The organism is Pseudomonas moorei (assembly GCF_042846945.1).
GTDB classification, from domain to species: domain Bacteria; phylum Pseudomonadota; class Gammaproteobacteria; order Pseudomonadales; family Pseudomonadaceae; genus Aquipseudomonas; species Aquipseudomonas moorei.
This window is the reverse complement of the sequence record NZ_AP035776.1, coordinates 460,219-479,549: the sequence shown is the minus strand read 5'-3', so window position 1 is coordinate 479,549 and position 19,331 is coordinate 460,219. Positions and strand designations below refer to the sequence as shown.

General features: G+C 58.4%; 17 protein-coding genes and 1 pseudogene. 8 read left to right on the top strand and 10 right to left on the bottom strand.

The genetic code is table 11. The features are described from left to right. On the bottom strand, positions 1 to 1,239 hold the full coding sequence (locus ACGJAX_RS02315) for an MFS transporter (RefSeq protein ID WP_247254659.1): 1,239 nt from the start codon (positions 1,237 to 1,239) through the stop codon (positions 1 to 3). Positions 1,240 to 1,600: 361 nt separating this feature from the next. Between ACGJAX_RS02315 and ACGJAX_RS02310 the strand changes: the two genes are divergently transcribed. From ACGJAX_RS02310 to ACGJAX_RS02300, 3 genes are all read left to right on the top strand, one after another. Beyond that, positions 1,601 to 3,037, top strand: a complete 1,437-nt coding sequence (locus ACGJAX_RS02310; protein WP_090325350.1) for a cytochrome ubiquinol oxidase subunit I — start codon at positions 1,601 to 1,603, stop codon at positions 3,035 to 3,037. Between the two features lie 3 nt (positions 3,038 to 3,040). After that, positions 3,041 to 4,048, top strand: coding sequence for a cytochrome d ubiquinol oxidase subunit II (gene cydB, locus ACGJAX_RS02305; RefSeq protein WP_247254661.1), 1,008 nt, complete (start codon positions 3,041 to 3,043; stop codon positions 4,046 to 4,048). Between the two features lie 86 nt (positions 4,049 to 4,134). Next, complete coding sequence (locus ACGJAX_RS02300) at positions 4,135 to 4,302, top strand: DUF2474 family protein (RefSeq protein ID WP_390957319.1); 168 nt, start codon at positions 4,135 to 4,137, stop codon at positions 4,300 to 4,302. A 75-nt stretch (positions 4,303 to 4,377) separates the two neighbouring features. Here the strand turns inward: ACGJAX_RS02300 and ACGJAX_RS02295 are convergent, their stop codons facing one another. Beyond that, positions 4,378 to 5,502, bottom strand: a complete 1,125-nt coding sequence (locus ACGJAX_RS02295; RefSeq protein WP_390957318.1) for a methyltransferase — start codon at positions 5,500 to 5,502, stop codon at positions 4,378 to 4,380. A 162-nt stretch (positions 5,503 to 5,664) separates the two neighbouring features. After that, positions 5,665 to 6,396: an autoinducer binding domain-containing protein gene (locus ACGJAX_RS02290; protein ID WP_390957317.1), complete on the bottom strand. Its 732-nt coding sequence runs from the start codon at positions 6,394 to 6,396 to the stop codon at positions 5,665 to 5,667. A 352-nt stretch (positions 6,397 to 6,748) separates the two neighbouring features. Between ACGJAX_RS02290 and ACGJAX_RS02285 the strand changes: the two genes are divergently transcribed. After that, positions 6,749 to 7,525, top strand: coding sequence for an FAD-binding oxidoreductase (locus ACGJAX_RS02285; protein ID WP_390957316.1), 777 nt, complete (start codon positions 6,749 to 6,751; stop codon positions 7,523 to 7,525). A gap of 45 nt (positions 7,526 to 7,570) precedes the next feature. On the opposite strand, the gene mscL is transcribed toward ACGJAX_RS02285, so the two are convergent. Then, entirely contained in the window at positions 7,571 to 7,984 is a 414-nt protein-coding gene (gene mscL / locus ACGJAX_RS02280) for a large-conductance mechanosensitive channel protein MscL (RefSeq protein WP_090325334.1), read from the bottom strand. Between the two features lie 595 nt (positions 7,985 to 8,579). On the opposite strand from mscL, the gene radA reads away from it, so the two are divergent. Further along, the gene (radA, locus tag ACGJAX_RS02275) at positions 8,580 to 9,947 is read left to right on the top strand and encodes a DNA repair protein RadA (protein WP_247254665.1); all 1,368 of its coding nucleotides are present in this window, start codon (positions 8,580 to 8,582) and stop codon (positions 9,945 to 9,947) included. A gap of 55 nt (positions 9,948 to 10,002) precedes the next feature. Here radA and ACGJAX_RS02270 read toward each other — a convergent pair whose 3' ends face one another. Further along, a complete protein-coding gene (locus ACGJAX_RS02270) occupies positions 10,003 to 10,371 on the bottom strand; it encodes a PilZ domain-containing protein (protein ID WP_090325330.1) in 369 nt (122 codons plus the stop codon). 158 nt (positions 10,372 to 10,529) lie between these two features. Between ACGJAX_RS02270 and ACGJAX_RS02265 the strand changes: the two genes are divergently transcribed. From ACGJAX_RS02265 to yjiA, 3 genes are all read left to right on the top strand, one after another. Continuing rightward, positions 10,530 to 12,596 (top strand): carbon starvation CstA family protein, encoded by a 2,067-nt coding sequence (locus ACGJAX_RS02265; RefSeq protein WP_390957315.1) that lies wholly within the window; start codon positions 10,530 to 10,532, stop codon positions 12,594 to 12,596. A 14-nt stretch (positions 12,597 to 12,610) separates the two neighbouring features. Continuing rightward, positions 12,611 to 12,808, top strand: a complete 198-nt coding sequence (locus ACGJAX_RS02260) for a YbdD/YjiX family protein (protein WP_007937254.1) — start codon at positions 12,611 to 12,613, stop codon at positions 12,806 to 12,808. A gap of 162 nt (positions 12,809 to 12,970) precedes the next feature. Continuing rightward, complete coding sequence (gene yjiA / locus ACGJAX_RS02255) at positions 12,971 to 13,942, top strand: GTPase (protein WP_248915579.1); 972 nt, start codon at positions 12,971 to 12,973, stop codon at positions 13,940 to 13,942. Between the two features lie 95 nt (positions 13,943 to 14,037). Here yjiA and ACGJAX_RS02250 read toward each other — a convergent pair whose 3' ends face one another. The 5 genes and pseudogenes from ACGJAX_RS02250 to glyA all read right to left on the bottom strand — a co-directional run bounded on the left by ACGJAX_RS02250 (position 14,038) and on the right by glyA (position 19,223). Then, positions 14,038 to 14,745 (bottom strand): FCD domain-containing protein, encoded by a 708-nt coding sequence (locus ACGJAX_RS02250; RefSeq protein ID WP_390957314.1) that lies wholly within the window; start codon positions 14,743 to 14,745, stop codon positions 14,038 to 14,040. A gap of 25 nt (positions 14,746 to 14,770) precedes the next feature. Further along, positions 14,771 to 15,475 carry an FCD domain-containing protein gene (locus ACGJAX_RS02245; RefSeq protein WP_390957313.1) on the bottom strand — a complete coding sequence of 235 codons (705 nt, stop codon included), beginning with the start codon at positions 15,473 to 15,475 and terminating at the stop codon, positions 14,771 to 14,773. 119 nt (positions 15,476 to 15,594) lie between these two features. Further along, a pseudogene (locus ACGJAX_RS02240) lies at positions 15,595 to 16,855 on the bottom strand (C4-dicarboxylate transporter DctA); the annotation flags it as partial. A gap of 323 nt (positions 16,856 to 17,178) precedes the next feature. After that, a complete protein-coding gene (locus ACGJAX_RS02235) occupies positions 17,179 to 17,742 on the bottom strand; it encodes a hypothetical protein (protein WP_390957312.1) in 564 nt (187 codons plus the stop codon). Between the two features lie 227 nt (positions 17,743 to 17,969). Further along, the gene (gene glyA, locus ACGJAX_RS02230; RefSeq protein WP_090325318.1) at positions 17,970 to 19,223 is read right to left on the bottom strand and encodes a serine hydroxymethyltransferase; all 1,254 of its coding nucleotides are present in this window, start codon (positions 19,221 to 19,223) and stop codon (positions 17,970 to 17,972) included. Between the last annotated feature and the right edge of the window lie 108 nt (positions 19,224 to 19,331).

The window sequence follows — 19,331 nt, the reverse complement described above, 5'->3', positions numbered from 1 at the left end:
TCAGACCTTCGCTTCTTCCTTCGGCACATGCATGCGATCGCGGCCGGCCAGGCTCGGGAACAGCTTGATCCAGACACCGGTCACCACCAGCGTGCCGATACCGCCCATGACCACCGCCGGCACCGTGCCAAACCAGTGGGCGGTCAGACCGGATTCGAATTCTCCCAATTGGTTCGAAGCGCCAATGAACAACCCGTTCACGGCGCTGACCCGGCCGCGCATTTCGTCCGGGGTTTCCAGTTGCACGAACGAGGCGCGGATCACCATGCTGATCATGTCGGCCGCGCCCAGGATCACCAGCACGCCCAGCGAGAACCAGAACGAGGTGGACAGGCCGAAGGCGATGGTCGCCACCCCGAATACGCCCACGGCGGTGAACATCACTCGCCCGACGTTGCGTTCCACGGCAAATCGCGCCAGGAACAATGACATCAACAGCGCACCCACCGCAGGCGCCGAACGCAGTAGACCCAGGCCCCACGGGCCGGTCAGCAGAATGTCCTTGGCAAAAACCGGCAGCAACGCCGTCGCGCCACCCAGCAGGACGGCAAACAGGTCCAGGGAGATGGCCCCGAGAATGTCCGGGCGACTGCGAATGAAGCGAATTCCGGCCAGTAACGAATCAAGGGTGGCTTTGCCCTTGTTCAGCGGCGTCTGACGGGCGGGCAGGTTGAGCATCAGCGAGCAGGCAATGAGGTAAAGGATCACCGTCGGGCCATAGACCCAGACACTGCCAAAGGCATAGAGCAAACCACCGAGGGCCGGGGCGACGATGGTTGCCGACTGCTGGGCCGATTGGGCGGCGGCGACGGCCCGGGGAAACAAGGCCCCGGGCACGATGCTCGGCAGCAAGGCCTGGGTGGTCGGCATCTCGAAGGAGCGCGCGGCACCGAGCAGGAACGCGAGGATGAAGATCATTTCCCGGGTGACATGGTCGGTCGCGCTGCCGATCGCCAGCGACAGGGCAATCAGCGCTTGCACGGACTGGCAAATCGCCGCGACCTTGCGCCGGTCGTAGCGGTCCGCCACATGCCCGGTGTGCAGCATGAACAGCACGCGCGGCGCGAACTCCACCAGCCCGACCAGACCCAGGTCAAGCACGTTGCCGGTCAGTTGGTACAGGTTCCAGCCGATGGCCACCGTGAGCATTTGAAAGCCGCTGGCGGTAAAGATCCGGGCCAGCCAGAACGCGATGAATGGGCGGTGATGACGTAACAGCAAGGGCTCTTGGCTGGGCATCTGGAGGCAGATCTGGGTGTGGGAAAGGGAGAGATTATCATCAAGCTGTAACAGGAAGTTGCCATCTCGGGAAATTTAGTTAGCTAGACACCGATTCGTCGGGCTCGCCCCGGTGAGGCAACTTGTCACGCGGCAAAAGACCACGCGGTTCATCCCCGCAAATGGGACTACTCTTTCAACGTTGCTTGATCCAGATCAACACCCTCGAAAGGAATTGATCCTGTGACCAGAACGCCAGACTCCCTGCGTTGCGATGCTGGTAAAAAAAAGAACGAATTCGAATTCGCCGCACTCCATACCCGTGGGAACCGTGGATGCAGGCTTCGCGCCGGCAGCCGTACTACCTGACAGAGGAAGACTTATGTTCGGTTTAGAGGCTCTTGATCTCGCCCGAATTCAGTTCGCGTTCACCATCTCGTTCCACATCCTGTTTCCTGCCATCACCATTGGTCTGGCGAGTTACCTGGCGGTACTCGAAGGCTTGTGGCTGAAAACCCACAACGACACCTACCGCGACCTCTACCACTTCTGGTCTAAGATCTTTGCGGTCAACTTCGGCATGGGCGTGGTTTCGGGTCTGGTCATGGCGTATCAGTTCGGCACCAACTGGAGCCGTTTCTCGGACTTCGCCGGGTCAGTGACCGGACCGTTGCTGACCTATGAAGTGCTGACGGCCTTCTTCCTTGAAGCCGGTTTCCTCGGCGTCATGCTGTTTGGCTGGAACAAGGTGGGTCGGGGTCTGCACTTCTTCGCCACGGTCATGGTTGCCATTGGCACCTTGATTTCGACCTTCTGGATTCTCGCGTCCAACAGCTGGATGCAGACCCCGCAGGGCTTCGAGATCATCAACGGCCAGGTCATTCCGACCGACTGGCTGGCGGTGATCTTCAACCCGTCATTCCCGTATCGCCTGATGCACATGGCCACGGCGGCGTTCGTGGCGACGGCCTTCTTCGTCGGCTCCTCGGCGGCCTGGCATTTGCTGCGCGGCAAAGACAACCCGGCGATCCGCACCATGCTTTCGATGGCCATGTGGATGGCGCTGATCGTGGCGCCGATTCAGGCGGTCATCGGTGACTTCCACGGCCTCAACACGCTCGAGCATCAGCCGGCCAAAATCGCCGCGATCGAGGGCCACTGGGAAAACAAAGGCAACGAGGCGACACCGCTGATCCTGTTCGGCTGGCCGGACATGAAAGAAGAGAAGACCAAATTCGCCGTCGAGATTCCCTACCTCGGCAGCTTGATCCTGACCCACTCCCTGGACAAACAGGTACCCGCGCTCAAGGAGTTCCCGCCTGAAGACCGGCCGAATTCGACCATCGTCTTCTGGTCGTTCCGGGTCATGGTTGGCCTGGGCTTCCTGATGATCTTCACCGGGTTGTGGAGCCTGTGGCTGCGCAAGCGCGACACGCTCTATACCTCGCGGCCGTTCCTGTACCTGGCGTTGTGGATGGGGCCGTCCGGCCTGATCGCGATTCTCGCCGGCTGGTTCACCACTGAAATCGGTCGTCAGCCTTGGGTGGTCTACGGCCTGATGCGTACGGCGGATGCGTCGTCCAACCATAGCTTCATGCAGATGAGCATCACCCTGATCCTGTTTGTCGTGGTGTATTTCGCCCTGTTCGGTGCCGGTCTGGGCTACATGATGCGCCTGGTGCGCAAAGGGCCGAAGATCGACGAAGGCAAGGAGACCAACGAAGGGGGGCCTGGCCAGAAACGCACACCGGCACGTCCGCTGTCCGCAGCCGACGATGAACACGCCGATGCCGACCGCACCGCGACCAAGGAGGTTTGAATCATGGGTATTGATCTTCCGCTGATCTGGGCCGTGATCATCATCTTCGGCATCATGATGTACGTGATCATGGACGGCTTCGACCTGGGGATCGGGATTCTCTTCCCGTTCATCCCCGGCAAAAGTGACCGCGACGTGATGATGAACACCGTCGCTCCGGTCTGGGATGGCAATGAAACCTGGCTGGTATTGGGGGGCGCTGCGTTGTTCGGAGCATTCCCCCTGGCTTACTCGGTAGTGCTCTCGGCGTTGTACCTGCCGCTGATGTTCATGCTGATCGGTTTGATTTTCCGCGGTGTGGCCTTCGAGTTCCGCTTCAAGGCCAGGGACGACAAGCGCCACCTGTGGGACAAGGCGTTCATCGGTGGTTCGGTGGCGGCAACCTTCTTCCAGGGCGTGGCGCTGGGGGCGTTCATCGATGGCTTGCCGGTGGTCAATCGTCAGTTCGCCGGAGGGTCACTGGACTGGCTGACGCCGTTCACCCTGTTCTGCGGGGCTGCACTGGTAGTGGCCTATGCATTGCTCGGCTGCACCTGGTTGATCATGAAGACCGAGGGCAAGTTGCAGGAACAAATGCATGACCTGGCGCGACCTCTGGCGTTCGTATTACTGGCGGTGATTGGTATCGTCAGCATCTGGACGCCACTGGCCCATGCCGAGATTGCGGCGCGCTGGTTCACGTTGCCTAACCTGTTCTGGTTCCTGCCGGTGCCGATCCTGGTATTGGTGACCTTGTACGGCCTGATCCGTGCGGTGGCCCGTAATGCGCACTACACGCCGTTCCTGCTGACGCTGGTGTTGATCTTCCTCGGTTACAGCGGCCTGGGTATCAGCCTGTGGCCGAATATCGTGCCACCGTCGATCTCGATCTGGGACGCCGCGGCACCGCCGCAGAGCCAGGGCTTCATGCTGGTGGGCACGCTGTTCATCATCCCGTTCATCCTCGGGTACACCTTCTGGAGCTATTACGTGTTCCGCGGCAAGGTCACCCATGAAGACGGTTACCACTAGGCCCTTGTTGCGCGGATTTGTGGGAGCGAGCTTGTTCGCGATGGCGCCATGACTGGCGCCACCCACCTTGATTGGAGGTTTAGGCCATGAGCAACAAACATTCCCTGCACGACATCGAGCTAGCCGAAAAAAAGCCGCTGTGGCAGCGGCTCGGCTGGTTGGCCCTGATCTGGGCGGGAAGTGTCGGCGCATTGTTTATCGTCGCCAGCCTGATGCGGATGTTCATGAACGCCGCCGGCCTGACCACACACTGAATACCTGACATCCCATCCCGCAGCCTTAAGGCGCGGATTTACAACCCTCCGATGGAGGGTTTTTTTTGCGCCTGGTTATTTGCGGGCCTTGAGAATCACGAATTTCGGCGTGGCAGCCACTTGCTCGACCCCACGGAACAACCGCGCGAGCTTGCTGTGATAGCCCAGGTGACGGTTGCCGACGATGTACAACGCACCGCCTGTCATCAGGGCTTCCCGGGCCTGCTGGAACATCCGCCAGGCCAGGAAATCGCCGACAACTTGCTGCTGGTGAAACGGTGGATTGCACAACACCACGTCCAGCGATTGAGGTTCCTGCCCGGCCAGACCATCGCCAGCGCGTACAACCACATCGCGCTCGCCCAGTGCGGCGCGCCAGTTTTCGGCGGCCGATTGCACAGCCATGAACGACTCATCGACCAGGGTGTAATGGGCCTCGGGGTTTTGCAGGGCGCTGGCGATCGCCAGAACGCCGTTACCGCAACCGAGGTCGGCGACCCGTGCGCTGCCGAGGTTCTTCGGCAGGTGTGGCAGAAACGCCCGCGTGCCGATGTCCAGGCCTTCACGGCAGAACACGTTGGCGTGGTTGAGCAGTTCGATGGCCGGTGCATCGAGTCGATAGCGAGTCGGGTAGGGCGATACCACAGAGACTTTTGCTTCAGTCGTGGCGATCAGCAGCCGTGCTTTCTTCACCGCCAGGGACGCCTGCACCGGGCCGATGTAGCGCTCCAGCAGATCGCCCGCAGCACGCGGCAGGTGTTTGATCATCGCGCCCGCGATCACCTGGGTGCCCGGAGCCAATTGGTCTTGCAGGCGGATCAGTTGTTCTTCCAGCAGGGCCAGGGTCTTAGGTACCCGGACCAGTACCCGGTCAAAGGGCCCCTTGAGCGCTTCACTGGCGGGTATGTGCGGTACGCCGTCAAATGGCAGGCCATTGCGTGCAAGGTTCTTTTCAAGACCCTGAAAAGCCAGGAATGAGTCGCCGCTGCTGGTGACGTTGACTTTGCCCGCCAGGCTGGCTGCCAATGCACCGAAACTGTCGTTGAGCACCAGAACACGCGTCTCGGCCGAGGGTTGCTGTTCGGCCAGATGATTGAGCAGGTACTCATCGGCCGCATCAAAGGCTTGCAGCGGTTCGTTCTGCTGTTCGGGTTGGCGGATCAGGTCGAGGCTGGCGAAGGGTGTTTCGAGCAAGGGCATGGGGCGGGGCTCTGGGTAATCAACGGGTATCCCGCAGCCCAGAAGCGTCTTGGCGGGCGGGGCCAACCGAGTGGACTGCGTCGTGGAATTTCACACGTCATCACTCAGGAAGGACCGCGAATGGTACGTTTTTTTGTGTCGGAATACTCGCAGGTTTTCGGATCAGGGCGCTGCATCTTTATTGAGGTAACCGGCCTTGGCCGCAGCGATGACGGCTGAAACCTTGTTATTGACCTCGAATTTGCGGATGGCTTCCTGGACATGAAAATTGATCGTCCGCGGGCTGAGATTGAGAATCCGGGCGCTCTCATAGGCCGTCTTGCCATCTGCCGCCAGTTTCAAGACGTCGATTTCCCGTAGCGACAATTGCGGCATGTACTGTGTAGCCGACGTCTTGGGCAGGGTTTGTGCAACCAGCCTATGCAGGTGATGGCAGATGAACGCGGAAGCGCCAAGATTTTCGTACAGCTCCAACGCTGTGATCGGACTGTGGCTTCGCACCAGGCTCAAAATGCTGAACAGACCGCTTTCGTCGTCGTGAATGGCTTGTGACCAGCCGTGTTGAAGTCCTTCTTGTTCAAGGGTGTCCCAGAGATGGGGGGCGTTGGCAAACAGCTCTTCGCTCCAGAGGATTGGTAATTCAGATTGATTGCAATGCGCCACTACTGGATCAATGCCTGCCAGTTTTCTTTGTTCGTAATCAGCGTTCCAGTCTGATGGATAATTGTTCAACCGCAGAGCACTCAGTCGTTCGGTGTTAGAGGTATAACTGGTTGAAAAGCCGAAGAATTTGAAACCGATATTTTTCGCGAAGTTCAGTGATATCCGGTAGGCCGTATCAAGATCGGCAGTGGTCGACAGGTAGTTGAGTTGAGACGTCTTCCATCTCTCCATAATGCGGCTCCTGTGTTCGATGGGGCTGGTGTATGGCGAATGATTGGATCCAAAGTGGCGAGCCCACGAAATTGTAGGGTAATTCCTACAGTGGTGGTGATAATATTTTGTTTTGTTTAATTCATGAGAGTTTTTGGTTTGGTTCTAACGCTGTTGGTGTAAGACGCGCATTACACTGTTTGGTTATCATATGTTTGCTGTAATTTTAAGGCGCTTTAGATCGCGCGTTATTTAAACAAGTTGTGTAAATTGTATGTTGAGAGTAGTTGCTCTAAAAAGGCACTACAAAACATGGGTGTATAGGGCGTGCACTTTGCGAGACACTGGGCCATCTGTTGAATGGAGCCCCCCCATGACCGTCAGTGACGAGAAATTCACTCGCCAGACCCTCCTCGACGTTCAGCCGTTGACGCCGAACCTGTTCACCCTGCGCGCTACGCGGGATCCGGGGTTTCGCTTCCGCGCGGGGCAATTTGCCCGGCTCGGCGTGACCAAGGCTGACGGCAGCACGGTCTGGCGCGCCTATTCGATGGTGTCCTCACCCTTTGATGAGTTCCTGGAGTTTTTCTCCATTGTTGTGCCGGGAGGCGAGTTCACCAGCGAGCTCAGCCGATTGGGTGTCGGCGATACACTGCTGGTCGATCGCCAGGCCTTTGGTTACCTGACGCTTGATCGCTTCGTTGATGGGCGTGATCTGTGGCTGTTATCCACAGGCACGGGGCTGGCGCCGTTTCTGTCGATCCTGCAGGACTTCGAGGTCTGGGAAAAATTCGAGCGGATCATCCTGGTCTACAGCGTCCGCGAGTCACGGGAGCTGGCTTATCAAGACCTTATCGCGGGGCTGGCGCAGCGCGAGTACCTGGCGGAATTCGCGCACAAGCTGCAGCTCATTAACACGGTGACTCGCGAACAGCATCCGGGTGCCTTGAACGGGCGTATTACAACCCTGATCGAAAATGGAGAGTTGGAGCGGGCGGCCGGCGTGGCCCTTTCGCCCGAACACTCGCGGGTGATGCTTTGCGGCAATCCGCAGATGATCGATGACACGCGCAAATTGCTCAAACAGCGCGATATGCACTTGAGCCTCAGCCGGCGACCTGGCCAGGTGGCAGTGGAAAATTTCTGGTAAAAAAAACGGCGCCTCAAGGGCGCCGATTTCATTCAGTGGAAGCGTTCAAGGCCGGTTGTTCTGGGCCTTGAGCAGATCGCGGATCTCGCCCAGCAACACTTCTTCCTTGGTCGGAACCGGCGGCACGGTTGGCGCGACCGCCTCTTCGCGTTTCAAGTGGTTAATGGCTTTGACACCCATGAAGATCGCGAAAGCGACAATGAGGAAGTCGATCAGGCTCTGGATGAATTTACCGTAGGCCAATACCACCGCCGGGACGTTACCCTCGGCCGCCTTGAGCGTAATGGCCAGGTCACTGAAGTCCACCCCACCGATCAACAGCCCGATTGGTGGCATGATCACATCACCGACAAATGACGTGACGATCTTGCCAAAGGCGGCACCGATGATGATACCAACGGCCATGTCGACCACATTGCCCTTGACCGCGAAGGCCTTGAACTCACTTATCACGCCCATAGGTTATTTCCTTGTTACAGATGAGGTTGGTGAACGCAGTGTAAATCAGCAAAACGCATCTTGCTCGAAACGCCTGCTTACAAGTGCTGCCTGCTGTCGACCGGATCAGCGCCAAAAAGTTTTAAAATGCCATCATCGCAGCGTGAGCGAAAAAGGGTTTCGAGGCTTTTTTGCGGTCGATCTGTTGCGCCGATTTATCGTACAGGTGTGGAAAGTTGGGAATGGGAAGCGGCGGGATTGAGCATGGAAATATGAATTAATTTTTACTTGAGGTTTGGTGGTTTTTGAAGTTTGAGCAGGCGTGTTGAAGGGAGGAAGCAAAGATTAAGTAAATGGTTGGTGCATTTTTTGTTTGGTGTGCTGCAAGAGTTTTATGTGTGTGTTGTACGTTGTTTTGGTGGTTGTAGTGGGTGTGTACAAGCTTATATACGAAGTTGACGGTTGATTTTAAAAAAGTTGTACAGGTTTTTAGTTAACTACATCGTTACATGTATTAACCCATTCTCAAAAGTTGTAGACGGTGACTCGGCGGACGCCAGCGGCGCACTGATGCGCGTCACCTGGGTTATCATCGCGATTTTTGCCGGGGGTTCCGATGGCCAAGGCCAAGCGCATGTATGGCTGCACCGAGTGCGGCTCAACGTTCCCCAAGTGGGCCGGCCAGTGTGGCGAGTGCGGCGCCTGGAACACGCTGACTGAAACCATGGTGGAAAGCGGCGGGGCGGCAGCGCCCAGTGGTCGTACCGGTTGGGCGGGGCAACAGGCACAGATCAAGACCCTGGCCGAAGTCAGCGTCGAGGAAATTCCGCGTTTTTCCACGGCGTCCAGTGAGCTGGATCGGGTGTTGGGCGGTGGTCTGGTGGACGGTTCGGTGGTGCTGATCGGCGGTGATCCCGGCATCGGCAAATCGACGATCCTGCTGCAAACCTTGTGCAACCTGGCCAAAAGCATGCCGGCACTTTACGTCACCGGCGAAGAGTCCCAGCAGCAAGTGGCCATGCGCGCCCGACGCCTTGGGTTGCCTCAGGATCGGTTACGGGTCATGACCGAGACCTGTATCGAAACGATTATCGCCACGGCTCGCCAGGAAAAGCCCAAGGTGATGGTGATCGACTCGATCCAGACGATTTTCACCGAGCAGTTGCAATCGGCTCCGGGGGGCGTGTCCCAGGTTCGTGAAAGCGCCGCATTGCTGGTGCGTTATGCCAAGCAGAGCGGCACGGCGATTTTCCTGGTCGGCCACGTCACCAAGGAGGGTGCATTGGCGGGGCCTCGCGTTTTGGAACACATGGTCGACACCGTGCTGTATTTCGAAGGCGAATCCGATGGGCGTTTGCGCTTGCTGCGGGCGGTTAAAAACCGTTTCGGTGCGGTGAACGAACTGGGCGTGTTCGGCATGACTGACAAAGGCCTGAAAGAAGTCTCCAACCCTTCGGCGATTTTTCTGACCCGTGCTCAGGAAGAAGTCCCGGGCAGTGTGGTCATGGCGACGTGGGAGGGCACCCGACCGATGCTGGTCGAAGTCCAGGCGCTAGTGGATGACAGCCATCTGGCCAACCCGCGCCGGGTAACCCTTGGACTGGATCAGAATCGTCTGGCGATGTTGTTGGCGGTGTTGCATCGTCATGGCGGAATTCCCACCCACGACCAGGATGTATTCCTTAACGTTGTCGGTGGTGTGAAAGTGTTGGAAACGGCTTCCGATCTGGCGTTGATGGCCGCGGTCATGTCCAGCTTGCGCAACCGGCCGTTACCTCATGATCTGCTGGTATTCGGTGAGGTGGGGCTGTCCGGTGAAGTGCGTCCGGTACCGAGCGGCCAGGAGCGTCTGAAAGAAGCCGCCAAGCACGGCTTCAAGCGCGCCATCGTGCCCAAGGGCAACGCGCCGAAAGAGGCGCCGGCGGGTCTGCAGATTATTGCTGTGACCCGTCTGGAGCAGGCGCTGGACGCACTCTTCGAATAAGTTTCCGGGCTGGACTTGATCCCTGTGGAGCAAGCTTCGGGATGGTGCCGGTTCGTCAGATTTCGATCAGGGCACCCAGCTCTCGTTCAAGTTCGGCTTCGTCAGCCAGGTTGAGCTCGATCACCCGCCGCAGGCGCTCAATGGATTCCAGGCTGATATGCCGGCAGACAAAGCCGAGCTGGCCTTTGTCTTCGTGGGTCAACTCGACATCCATGGCAATGTCAGTGTCTTCGGACAGATGAATATCAACGAAAAAGTCCTGCTGCGGATTGCCCAGCCACGGGGTGGGCCGTTCGATCAGCAAGCCCTTGAGTGACAGGTCGATCAGCTTTACCGGCCAGGTGCATTCACCCTGACGGAGCTCGGTTCGGGCATCGAACGCAATACGTTTGAAGCGGCGGCGGTCGGCAGGGTGGTTGCTCATTGCGCAATCCTCGTTAGGTTCGCTGACTATAGACCCGCCGTACGCAAGGCTGCCAGCGAGAGGGGCGGCTAGACCAATGTCGGGGTATGACCTTTGCCGTCAGGAGGTCTAAACTCGGGGTGGCTGTCTTTCTTGTCCACTCTGGCCGGAATAATAAAATGAAAAATAATAATAGCCCGCTACGCCATCTACCCTGGCTGGTGCTGGCAATCATAGGTGCGTGCGCCCTGGGTGTCGTGGCATTGCGCCGAGGGGAGGCGATCAACGCCTTGTGGATTGTGGTCGCTGCCGTGGCCATTTATCTGGTTGCGTATCGCTACTACAGTCTGTTTATCGCTAACAACGTCATGCAACTCGATGCGCGACGGGCCACTCCCGCCGTGCTCAACAACGACGGTCTGGATTACGTCCCCACCAATAAACACATCCTTTTCGGTCACCACTTCGCGGCCATTGCCGGCGCAGGTCCGCTGGTCGGTCCGGTGCTGGCGGCGCAGATGGGCTACCTGCCCGGAACGCTGTGGCTGATCGCCGGCGTGGTGCTGGCTGGCGCCGTGCAGGACTTCATGGTCCTGTTCATGTCCACCCGCCGCAACGGCCGTTCCCTGGGCGACATGGTCCGTGAAGAAATGGGCCGCATTCCCGGGACCATCGCACTGTTCGGCTGCTTCCTGATCATGATCATCATCCTCGCGGTGCTGGCGCTGATCGTGGTCAAGGCCCTGGCCGAAAGTCCATGGGGTATTTTCACGGTGATGGCGACCATCCCGATCGCGATGTTCATGGGCATCTACATGCGTTACATCCGCCCGGGCCGCATCGGTGAAATCTCGGTGATTGGCGTGGTCCTGCTGCTGGGTTCGATCTGGCTGGGCGGGCAGATTGCCGCCGATCCGGTGTGGGCCAAGGCGTTTTCCTTCACCGGTATCCAGATCACCTGGATGCTGATCGGTTACGGTTTCGTCGCAGCGGTGCTGCCGGTGTGGCTGATTCTGGCGCCACGGGATTACCTGTCGACCTTCCTCAAGATCGGCACCATCGTCGCCCTGGCGATTGGCATCCTGATCACCATGCCCGAGCTGAAAATGCCGGCAGTGACCCAGTTCATCGACGGCACCGGGCCGGTGTGGAAGGGCGGTCTGTTCCCGTTCCTGTTCATCACCATCGCCTGTGGCGCGGTGTCCGGTTTCCACGCGTTGATCGCTTCGGGCACCACGCCGAAGTTGCTGGATAACGAAACCAATGCCCGCTACATCGGTTACGGCGGCATGCTGATGGAGTCTTTCGTCGCCATCATGGCCATGGTCGCCGCCTCGGTGATCGAGCCAGGCGTGTATTTCGCCATGAACAGCCCGACCGCCGTGGTCGGTGGTGAGGTCGTGGCCGTTGCGCAAACCGTCAGCAGCTGGGGCTTTGCCATCACGCCGGACGCCCTGCAAGCAGTGGCCAAGGACATCGGTGAGACCACCATCCTGGCCCGTGCCGGTGGTGCGCCGACCCTGGCGGTCGGCATCGCGCAAATCCTGCACAGCGTGCTGCCGGGTGAAAACACCATGGCGTTCTGGTACCACTTCGCGATCCTGTTCGAAGCCTTGTTCATCCTGACAGCCGTCGACGCCGGTACCCGTGCCGGGCGGTTCATGCTGCAGGATCTGCTGGGTTCCTTCGTGCCGGCGCTGCGCCGCACGGACTCCTGGACCGCCAACCTGATCGCGACCGCCGGTTGCGTGGCGATGTGGGGCTGGCTGTTGTACCAGGGCGTGATTGATCCATTGGGTGGTATCAACACCTTGTGGCCGCTGTTCGGCATCTCCAACCAGATGCTGGCCGGTATCGCGCTGATGCTTGGCACCGTCGTGCTGATCAAGATGAAACGCCAGCGCTACATTTGGGTGACCTTGTTGCCGGCGGCATGGCTGCTGATCTGCACCACCACGGCTGGTTTCATCAAGCTGTTCGACGCCAACCCGGCGATCGGCTTCCTGTCGCTGGCGAAAAAATACAGCGATGCGCTGGCCAATGGTCAGATTCTCGCCCCGGCCAAGGACATCACGCAGATGCAGCATGTGGTTTTCAACGCCTATACCAACGCCACACTGACCGCGCTGTTCCTTTTTGTGGTGTTCAGTATCCTGTTCTACGCGCTCAAGGTCGGCATCGCTGCCTGGGGTAAAAAAGAACGCACGGATAAAGAATCGCCATTCCAGGCGCTGCCGGATGCTTGATCGAGGATTGCAGCATGTTCAATGACCTGAGTCGCCTCGGTAAATACCTCGGTCAGGCCGCGCGCCTGATGGTCGGCATGCCCGACTACGACAACTACGTCGAGCATATGCAAACCAAACACCCGGACAAACCGGTGATGAGCTACGAGGCGTTCTTCCGCGAACGCCAGGAAGCCCGTTACGGTGGTAAGGGTGGGCCGAAGTGCTGTTGATCCGGATGGCGGGTTAACGGCAAATCCTGTGGGAGCGAGCTTGCTCGCGATGGCGGACTGTCAATCAACAGTGATGTTGAATGTTAAGCCGCTATCGCGGGCAAGCTCGCTCCCACTTTTGTTTTGTGTTGTTTATCAGTTTTGTGAAACAGGAGATCAATTTTGTCCTCTCCCATCCCCGTCACGATCCTTAGTGGCTTCCTCGGCGCCGGCAAGACCACATTGCTGCGCCATCTGCTCAAAGCCGAACACGGCCTGAAAATCGCCGTGATCGAAAATGAATTCAGCGATGCCGGTATCGATACCCAACTGTTGGGCGACGAGCCGGTGCAAGTCATGACGCTGTCCAACGGCTGCGTCTGCTGCACGATCCATACTGACCTGACCAAAGCGTTGTATCTGCTGCTTGAACGCCTGGACAGCGGTGATATCGCTTTCGATCGTCTGGTGATCGAATGCACCGGACTGGCCGATCCGGCTCCGGTGGCGCAAACCTTCTTCATCGACGAAGAACTGCGCGAGCGTTACATCCTTGACGGCATCATCACCCTGGTCGACGCGGCGCATGCCGAGCTGCACCTGACCCAGACCATTGCCCAGGCGCAGATCGGTTTCGCCGATCGACTGCTGGTGAGCAAGCGTGACCTGGTGGACGAGCCGACATTCAACGCGTTGAGCGAGCGCCTGACCCGGATCAATCGTCGCGCTCCGATTCGTGTGGTTGATCACGGCAAGATCGACCTTGCCGAGCTGCTTGATGTGCGCGGTTTCAATCTCAATGCCGACCTCGGGGGTGGCGTGAGTTTGCGGCCCGTGACCAAGGCGCCGTCCATCGACCGCATTTCCAGCCTGGTGCTGCGCACCGACAAACCGCTGGATATCGACAAGCTCAGCGAGTTCATGAACGAACTGCTGGAAGACCACGGCAAGCAATTGCTGCGCTACAAAGGCGTGTTGAACATCCTTGGCGAACCGCGACGCATGGTGTTTCAGGGCGTGCTCAAGCTTTACGGCTTCGACTGGGACACTGAATGGGCCGAGGACGAATTGCGCGAGAGCGTGATCGTATTCATTGCCGATGATTTGCCGGAAGAGAAAATCCGTGAGGGGTTTGCGCGGGTGGCGGTGCAGTAAGGGCTGCCATGTTCGGTGAGGCTGATGTCGCTATCGCGAGCCGGCCTCGCTCCCGCCATTTCAAATGTGGGAGCGCGCGTGCTCGCGATGGCGATCTAACCGGCAACCCGATTCTGGCGGGAGATCGGTTGTGCATTGAGCAACACCGCCTCCAGATGATCCAGGTGCTGGCTCAGCAAACGCTCGGCTTTCCGGGTGTCCCCCAGTTCGACCGCTTGCAGAATCCCTTGATGGACCTGCCAGACGCAATAACCCTCCAACGGCGTATCAAACTGCGCAATCGCCAGTGAAGTGAGCGGCACCAGACTGCCGAGAAAATGCGCCAGTGGCGCATTGCCCGCCATTTCAGCCAACTGCAAATGAAACTCCCCGGACAAGCGAATCGCCGGGCCGCGCGCGGTGCATTGGCGCTCGCTATCGACCAGCGCGTGCAGACGTTTCAGCTGTTCTGGCAGCGGTCGCTGACAGGCCAGTCTGACCAGCGTCAGCTCGGTCAGGCGCCGTGCGTGCAGGGTTTGCCGAGTCTGCTCGGCATCGGGCGCGGCGACACGGGGGCGATGGTTGGCGCGCAGGATGATGATTTGCTGATGAGACAGCCGCGTCAGCACGTTACGAACTTCACTGCGTCGAACGTCGAACATCTGGCCCAGGCTGTCCTCGGTAAAGCGACTGCCAGGCAGGAGGCGCTGTTCGAGAATGGCGTCGAAGATCCGTGAATAAAGATCCTGTGCTGAGGGCTTCCCGACATTTGTTCCAGGGAAGGGCAGGGCGACGAGTGTTTGCGGTGAAGCGAAGCTGTTCATGGCCTGTCTCCAGTTCGAAGCGGTTTCAACTGCCGAAGTTGTCTTCCGGGATGTTCAATTCGATGCCCATCCGCTGGCCTTCACGAATAATGTGCCGACGCATCTCGGCGCTGGCCTGGGCGCTGTTCTTGCTGCGGATCGCGCGCACCACGGCTTCGTTCTCTTCGAGGCGTTCAGCCAGATGTTCCGGGGAGTTGCGCAGCACTTCGGCGCTTTGCTTGAGGGCGTTGCTGGTCTGCTGCACCACGCTCTGGAAGATCGGGTTGGATGTCAGCGTGAAGAGCTCTTCGTGGAACGCGATGTAGGCGTTGACCCCGGCCTCGCTATCGTTGGCTTCCAGGGCTTCGCGCATGTCCATCAGGGTCAGGCGCAATTGCCCGACTTCCTTGCTGCTGATCGATTGCGCCACCAGGCCGACGATGAACGGCTCAAGGGTGTAGCGCAGTTGCAGCACGTCTTCCAGGCTTGCCGTAGCGACGGCGCTGTCGTGGCTTTGGCTGTCGCTGAGATTGGTCTCCAGCACCACCACGCCTTTGCCCGGCATGGAACGCACCAGACCGAGGGTTTCCAGGACGATGACCGCCTCACGCAGGCTCGGGCGACTGATGCCCAGTTGTTCGGCCAGTTCACGTTGTCCCGGCAGCATTTCGCCGCAACGCCACTGACCCCGGGCCAGCGCGGCCCGAAGTTTTTCCACGACTGAATTTACAACGGTCGACGAGGTAATCACTGTTCGCTCCATGAGCATCGAAAGTAGTAGGGGCGTACCGGCCCGGTGGACCGGCACAGCGTTGATTCAGAATTCCTGCTGATGCGCCGAAGCGGCCGGTTTTCGCGGCTGGAAGGTATAACCCACCTGGCCGGAAAGTACCTTGTTCGCCCGTTGCACATCGATGTCTTTTTCCCAGCGGGCAATGGCCACGGTTGCCACGCAGTTGCCGATCAGGTTGGTCAGCGCCCGGCCGATGCCCATGAACCAGTCCACGGCCAGCACCAGCACCAGGCCCACTACCGGTATGGCCGGGATTGCCGTCAGGGTGGCCGCCAGAATGACCAGTGCCGAACCTGGGATGCCATGCGCGCCTTTGGACGTGATCAGCGACACCAGCAGAATGGTCAGCAGGTCGGTCATGGCCAGCGGTGTGCCGGTGGCGTTGGCGATGAACACGATGGCCAGGGTCAGGTAGATCGAGAAACCGTCGAGGTTGAATGAATAGCCGGTAGGTATCACCAGCCCGACCGTCGAACTGCCAATCCCCAGGTGCTCAAGCTTGCGCATGATTTGCGGGAGCACGGCGTCGGACGAAGCAGTGCCCATGACGATCAGCAGTTCCTCGCGCAGATATTTGAGCAGCGGCCACATTCTCAGGCCGGACAAGCGCATCACCAGGCCCAGGATCAACGCCACGAAGGCCGTGCAGGTCAGGTAAAACAAGCCGACCAGGCTGCCCAGGTGCTGCAGCGAATCGAGGCCATATTTGCTGGTGGTAAAGGCGATGGCGCCGAACACGCCAATCGGCGCCAGGCGCACGATCATGCCCATGATGCGAAAGATCACATGGCTGAGTTCATTGATCAGCCGCGAAATGCCCGACGCCGCCTCGCCCACCAGATTCAACGCGCTGCCGAACAGTACCGAAAACAGCAGGACTTGCAGAATGTTGTTGTCCGCAAAGGCGCCGATCACCGAGGTCGGAATCAGGTCCATCAAAAACTGCGTGGTGGTGTGCATGTGCTGGCCGCGCTGGGCGATGTCACCCATGTCGGCAGCGGAAAGCTGATCCAGATGAATGTTCGCACCGCTGCCGATCCCGGTGCTGAAAGCGAACACCAGGCCAATCACCAGGGCGATGGTGGTCAGCACTTCAAAGTAGATCACCGATTTGAGGCCGATGCGCCCGACCTTCTTCAGGTCGCCGGCACCGCTGATGCCGCTGACCACCACGCAAAACACGATCAGGCCGATGAGCATTTTGATCAGCTTGATAAACCCGTCACCGAGGGGCTTGAGCTGAGCGGAGTATTCAGGGAGGGCCAGCCCGCAGACGATGCCGAGCACCAGTCCGAGAACCACTTGGAGGAAGATTGAACGCGAGCACCATCTGAGCATGGGAGGAATCCTGGTCGGTGTCCTGGCCGTCGTCCGCAAAAGCCGATCGACGTCAGCACTTAATTATTGTGGTCTTACCGGTATGTCCAGTGCAGGGCCAGTCTAGGCACCAAATGCGGATGGTCGCAAGTAAAAATTGAGTAATTGGCTTTACCGGTCTTACCAGTTGGGTGCAATGCTCTGGTTTTGAGCGGTTGGCAGAAAAAATCGGCAATGGCTGCCGATTTTTCAGGGGGCGGTCGAGGTGGCATCGCGTGTCAGCCTCCGAATCCCATCAGTCGATGGTGCTCCAGAGGCGCTCTTTTCAAACATTGAAGGGTGTTTCAGGGCGAGGTGTGAGCTACGTTTCTTTGAATAATGCTTAGGATGAAAGTTATCTTTGAACGCTCTTCGGTTTTGCCAAGATAAACATAGGGCGAGCCATTTAGTTTGAGTCCACCCCAGTAGTGTTTGTTTTTTATCTTGAGTGAAACGGCTGAGTGAGTGTGTCGCAAATTGTCCAATGTAACAGGGTTGCCTTGTTGGTTGAGGAGGGTAAAGACTGTCGGCTCATCAGCGTCAGGGTCAATGGCTCCAAAAGTATCCAGCGACTTTTCACAGATGATGTGATTGTAATATTCGCCTGTATTTTTTATTGAGAGTATGTAGCCATCGGCCGTATGCCGGAAGTGCAGCGTCAATGGCTTCACCTCACCGATCTTCTCGTTGGGGCATATGCCAAGCCGGCTGGAGTGATTCTGGGTCTGCGGCTTGCCGGTAAAGAAGCCGCCGCTGAAGTGTCTGATGGTGGCCATGGCCGGTTTGCCATGGAGTTCTTCGAGTAGGTTTACTTTATGGTCAAACATTCTCAATGTGGCGATGAAAGATTTTTCGGTATTGCTATTCATGATGTAACCCGTTCATTAAGTTTGTTGGATGAGGCGGGTTTCAGGTTAAGTAGTTTTTATTGGTTTTTGGAATTGCGTGTGTTGCAAGGATTTAAATGGGGGGATATTGAAACAGGCGGTCTGAGTTGCTTGGGGGTGTTTCATTAAATGCGTTGCTTGTATTTATTCTGGCAATAAAAAACCGGCCATCTCTGGCCGGTTCTTTTACTGCGGTCTAGCGGGGCTTATCAAGCACCGTATACCGGCAGCTTCTTGCAGATGGCTTTGACTTTCTCACGAACGGCGTCGATCACCGCTTCGTTGTTCAGATCAGCCAGGATGTCGCAGATCCAGCCAGCCAGTTCCTTGCACTCTGCTTCCTTGAAGCCGCGAGTGGTCACGGCCGGAGTACCGAAGCGCAGGCCGGAGGTCACGAACGGGGAGCGTGGGTCGTTCGGCACGGAGTTTTTGTTCACGGTGATGAATGCCTTGCCCAGAGCGGCGTCGGCGTCTTTACCGGAGATTTCCTGCTTGATCAGCGACAGCAGGAACAGGTGGTTTTCAGTACCGCCGGATACGACGTCAAAACCGCGCTCGATGAACACGCCGGCCATGGCCTTGGCGTTTTTCACCACTTGTTGCTGGTAAGCCTTGAACTCAGGCTGCAGCGCTTCCTTGAAGCAGATCGCCTTGGCAGCGATCACGTGCTCCAGCGGACCACCCTGGGCGCCAGGGAACACGGCGGAGTTCAGCTTTTTCTCGATGTCGGCGTTGGCGCGAGCCAGGATCAGGCCGCCACGTGGACCGCGCAGGGTCTTGTGGGTGGTGGTGGTCACGACGTCAGCGAATGGAACCGGGTTCGGGTAGACGCCAGCGGCGACCAGACCGGCCACGTGGGCCATGTCGACGAACAGGTAGGCGCCCACCTTGTCGGCGATGGCACGGAAACGCGGGAAGTCCAGAACCTGCGAGTAGGCAGAGAAACCGGCCACGATCATTTTCGGCTTGTGCTCAACCGCCAGGCGCTCGACTTCGTCGTAGTCGATCAGGCCGTTGGCGTCGATGCCGTACTGGATGGCGTTGTACAGCTTGCCGGAGGACGAAACGCTGGCACCGTGGGTCAGGTGACCACCGTGGGCCAGGCTCATGCCCAGGATGGTGTCGCCAGCCGACAGCAGGGCCAGGTAAACAGCGGCGTTGGCCTGGGAGCCAGCGTGTGGCTGGACGTTGGCGTAATCGGCGCCGAACAGCTCTTTTGCACGGTCGATGGCCAGTTGCTCGACCACGTCGACGTACTCGCAACCACCGTAGTAGCGCTTGCCCGGGTAGCCTTCGGCGTACTTGTTGGTCAGTACCGAGCCTTGAGCTTCCATCACCGCAGGGCTGGTGTAGTTTTCCGAAGCGATCAGCTCAATGTGCTCTTCCTGGCGCTGAGCTTCTTGCTCCATGGCGGCAAAGAGATCGGCGTCGTACTTGGCAATAGTCAAATCACGGCTGAACATGGCGGTCCTCAAGGATCGGGGGCGGAAAAGGGGGGCATTCTAACCCAACGGGTTTTAGATGGCATATGAAACGACATCATGTCGCAGACAAGTGGGCTTCATGACGGG

Bases quoted from the DNA above. Each gene is read 5' to 3' on its own strand.
- ACGJAX_RS02315 (WP_247254659.1), bottom strand. From the start codon at position 1,239: ATGCCCAGCCAAGAGCCCTTGCTGTTACGTCATCACCGCCCATTCATC.
- ACGJAX_RS02310 (WP_090325350.1), top strand. From the start codon at position 1,601: ATGTTCGGTTTAGAGGCTCTTGATCTCGCCCGAATTCAGTTCGCGTTC.
- cydB (WP_247254661.1), top strand. From the start codon at position 3,041: ATGGGTATTGATCTTCCGCTGATCTGGGCCGTGATCATCATCTTCGGC.
- ACGJAX_RS02300 (WP_390957319.1), top strand. From the start codon at position 4,135: ATGAGCAACAAACATTCCCTGCACGACATCGAGCTAGCCGAAAAAAAG.
- ACGJAX_RS02295 (WP_390957318.1), bottom strand. From the start codon at position 5,502: ATGCCCTTGCTCGAAACACCCTTCGCCAGCCTCGACCTGATCCGCCAA.
- ACGJAX_RS02290 (WP_390957317.1), bottom strand. From the start codon at position 6,396: ATGGAGAGATGGAAGACGTCTCAACTCAACTACCTGTCGACCACTGCC.
- ACGJAX_RS02285 (WP_390957316.1), top strand. From the start codon at position 6,749: ATGACCGTCAGTGACGAGAAATTCACTCGCCAGACCCTCCTCGACGTT.
- mscL (WP_090325334.1), bottom strand. From the start codon at position 7,984: ATGGGCGTGATAAGTGAGTTCAAGGCCTTCGCGGTCAAGGGCAATGTG.
- radA (WP_247254665.1), top strand. From the start codon at position 8,580: ATGGCCAAGGCCAAGCGCATGTATGGCTGCACCGAGTGCGGCTCAACG.
- ACGJAX_RS02270 (WP_090325330.1), bottom strand. From the start codon at position 10,371: ATGAGCAACCACCCTGCCGACCGCCGCCGCTTCAAACGTATTGCGTTC.
- ACGJAX_RS02265 (WP_390957315.1), top strand. From the start codon at position 10,530: ATGAAAAATAATAATAGCCCGCTACGCCATCTACCCTGGCTGGTGCTG.
- ACGJAX_RS02260 (WP_007937254.1), top strand. From the start codon at position 12,611: ATGTTCAATGACCTGAGTCGCCTCGGTAAATACCTCGGTCAGGCCGCG.
- ACGJAX_RS02250 (WP_390957314.1), bottom strand. From the start codon at position 14,745: ATGAACAGCTTCGCTTCACCGCAAACACTCGTCGCCCTGCCCTTCCCT.
- ACGJAX_RS02235 (WP_390957312.1), bottom strand. From the start codon at position 17,742: ATGAATAGCAATACCGAAAAATCTTTCATCGCCACATTGAGAATGTTT.
- glyA (WP_090325318.1), bottom strand. From the start codon at position 19,223: ATGTTCAGCCGTGATTTGACTATTGCCAAGTACGACGCCGATCTCTTT.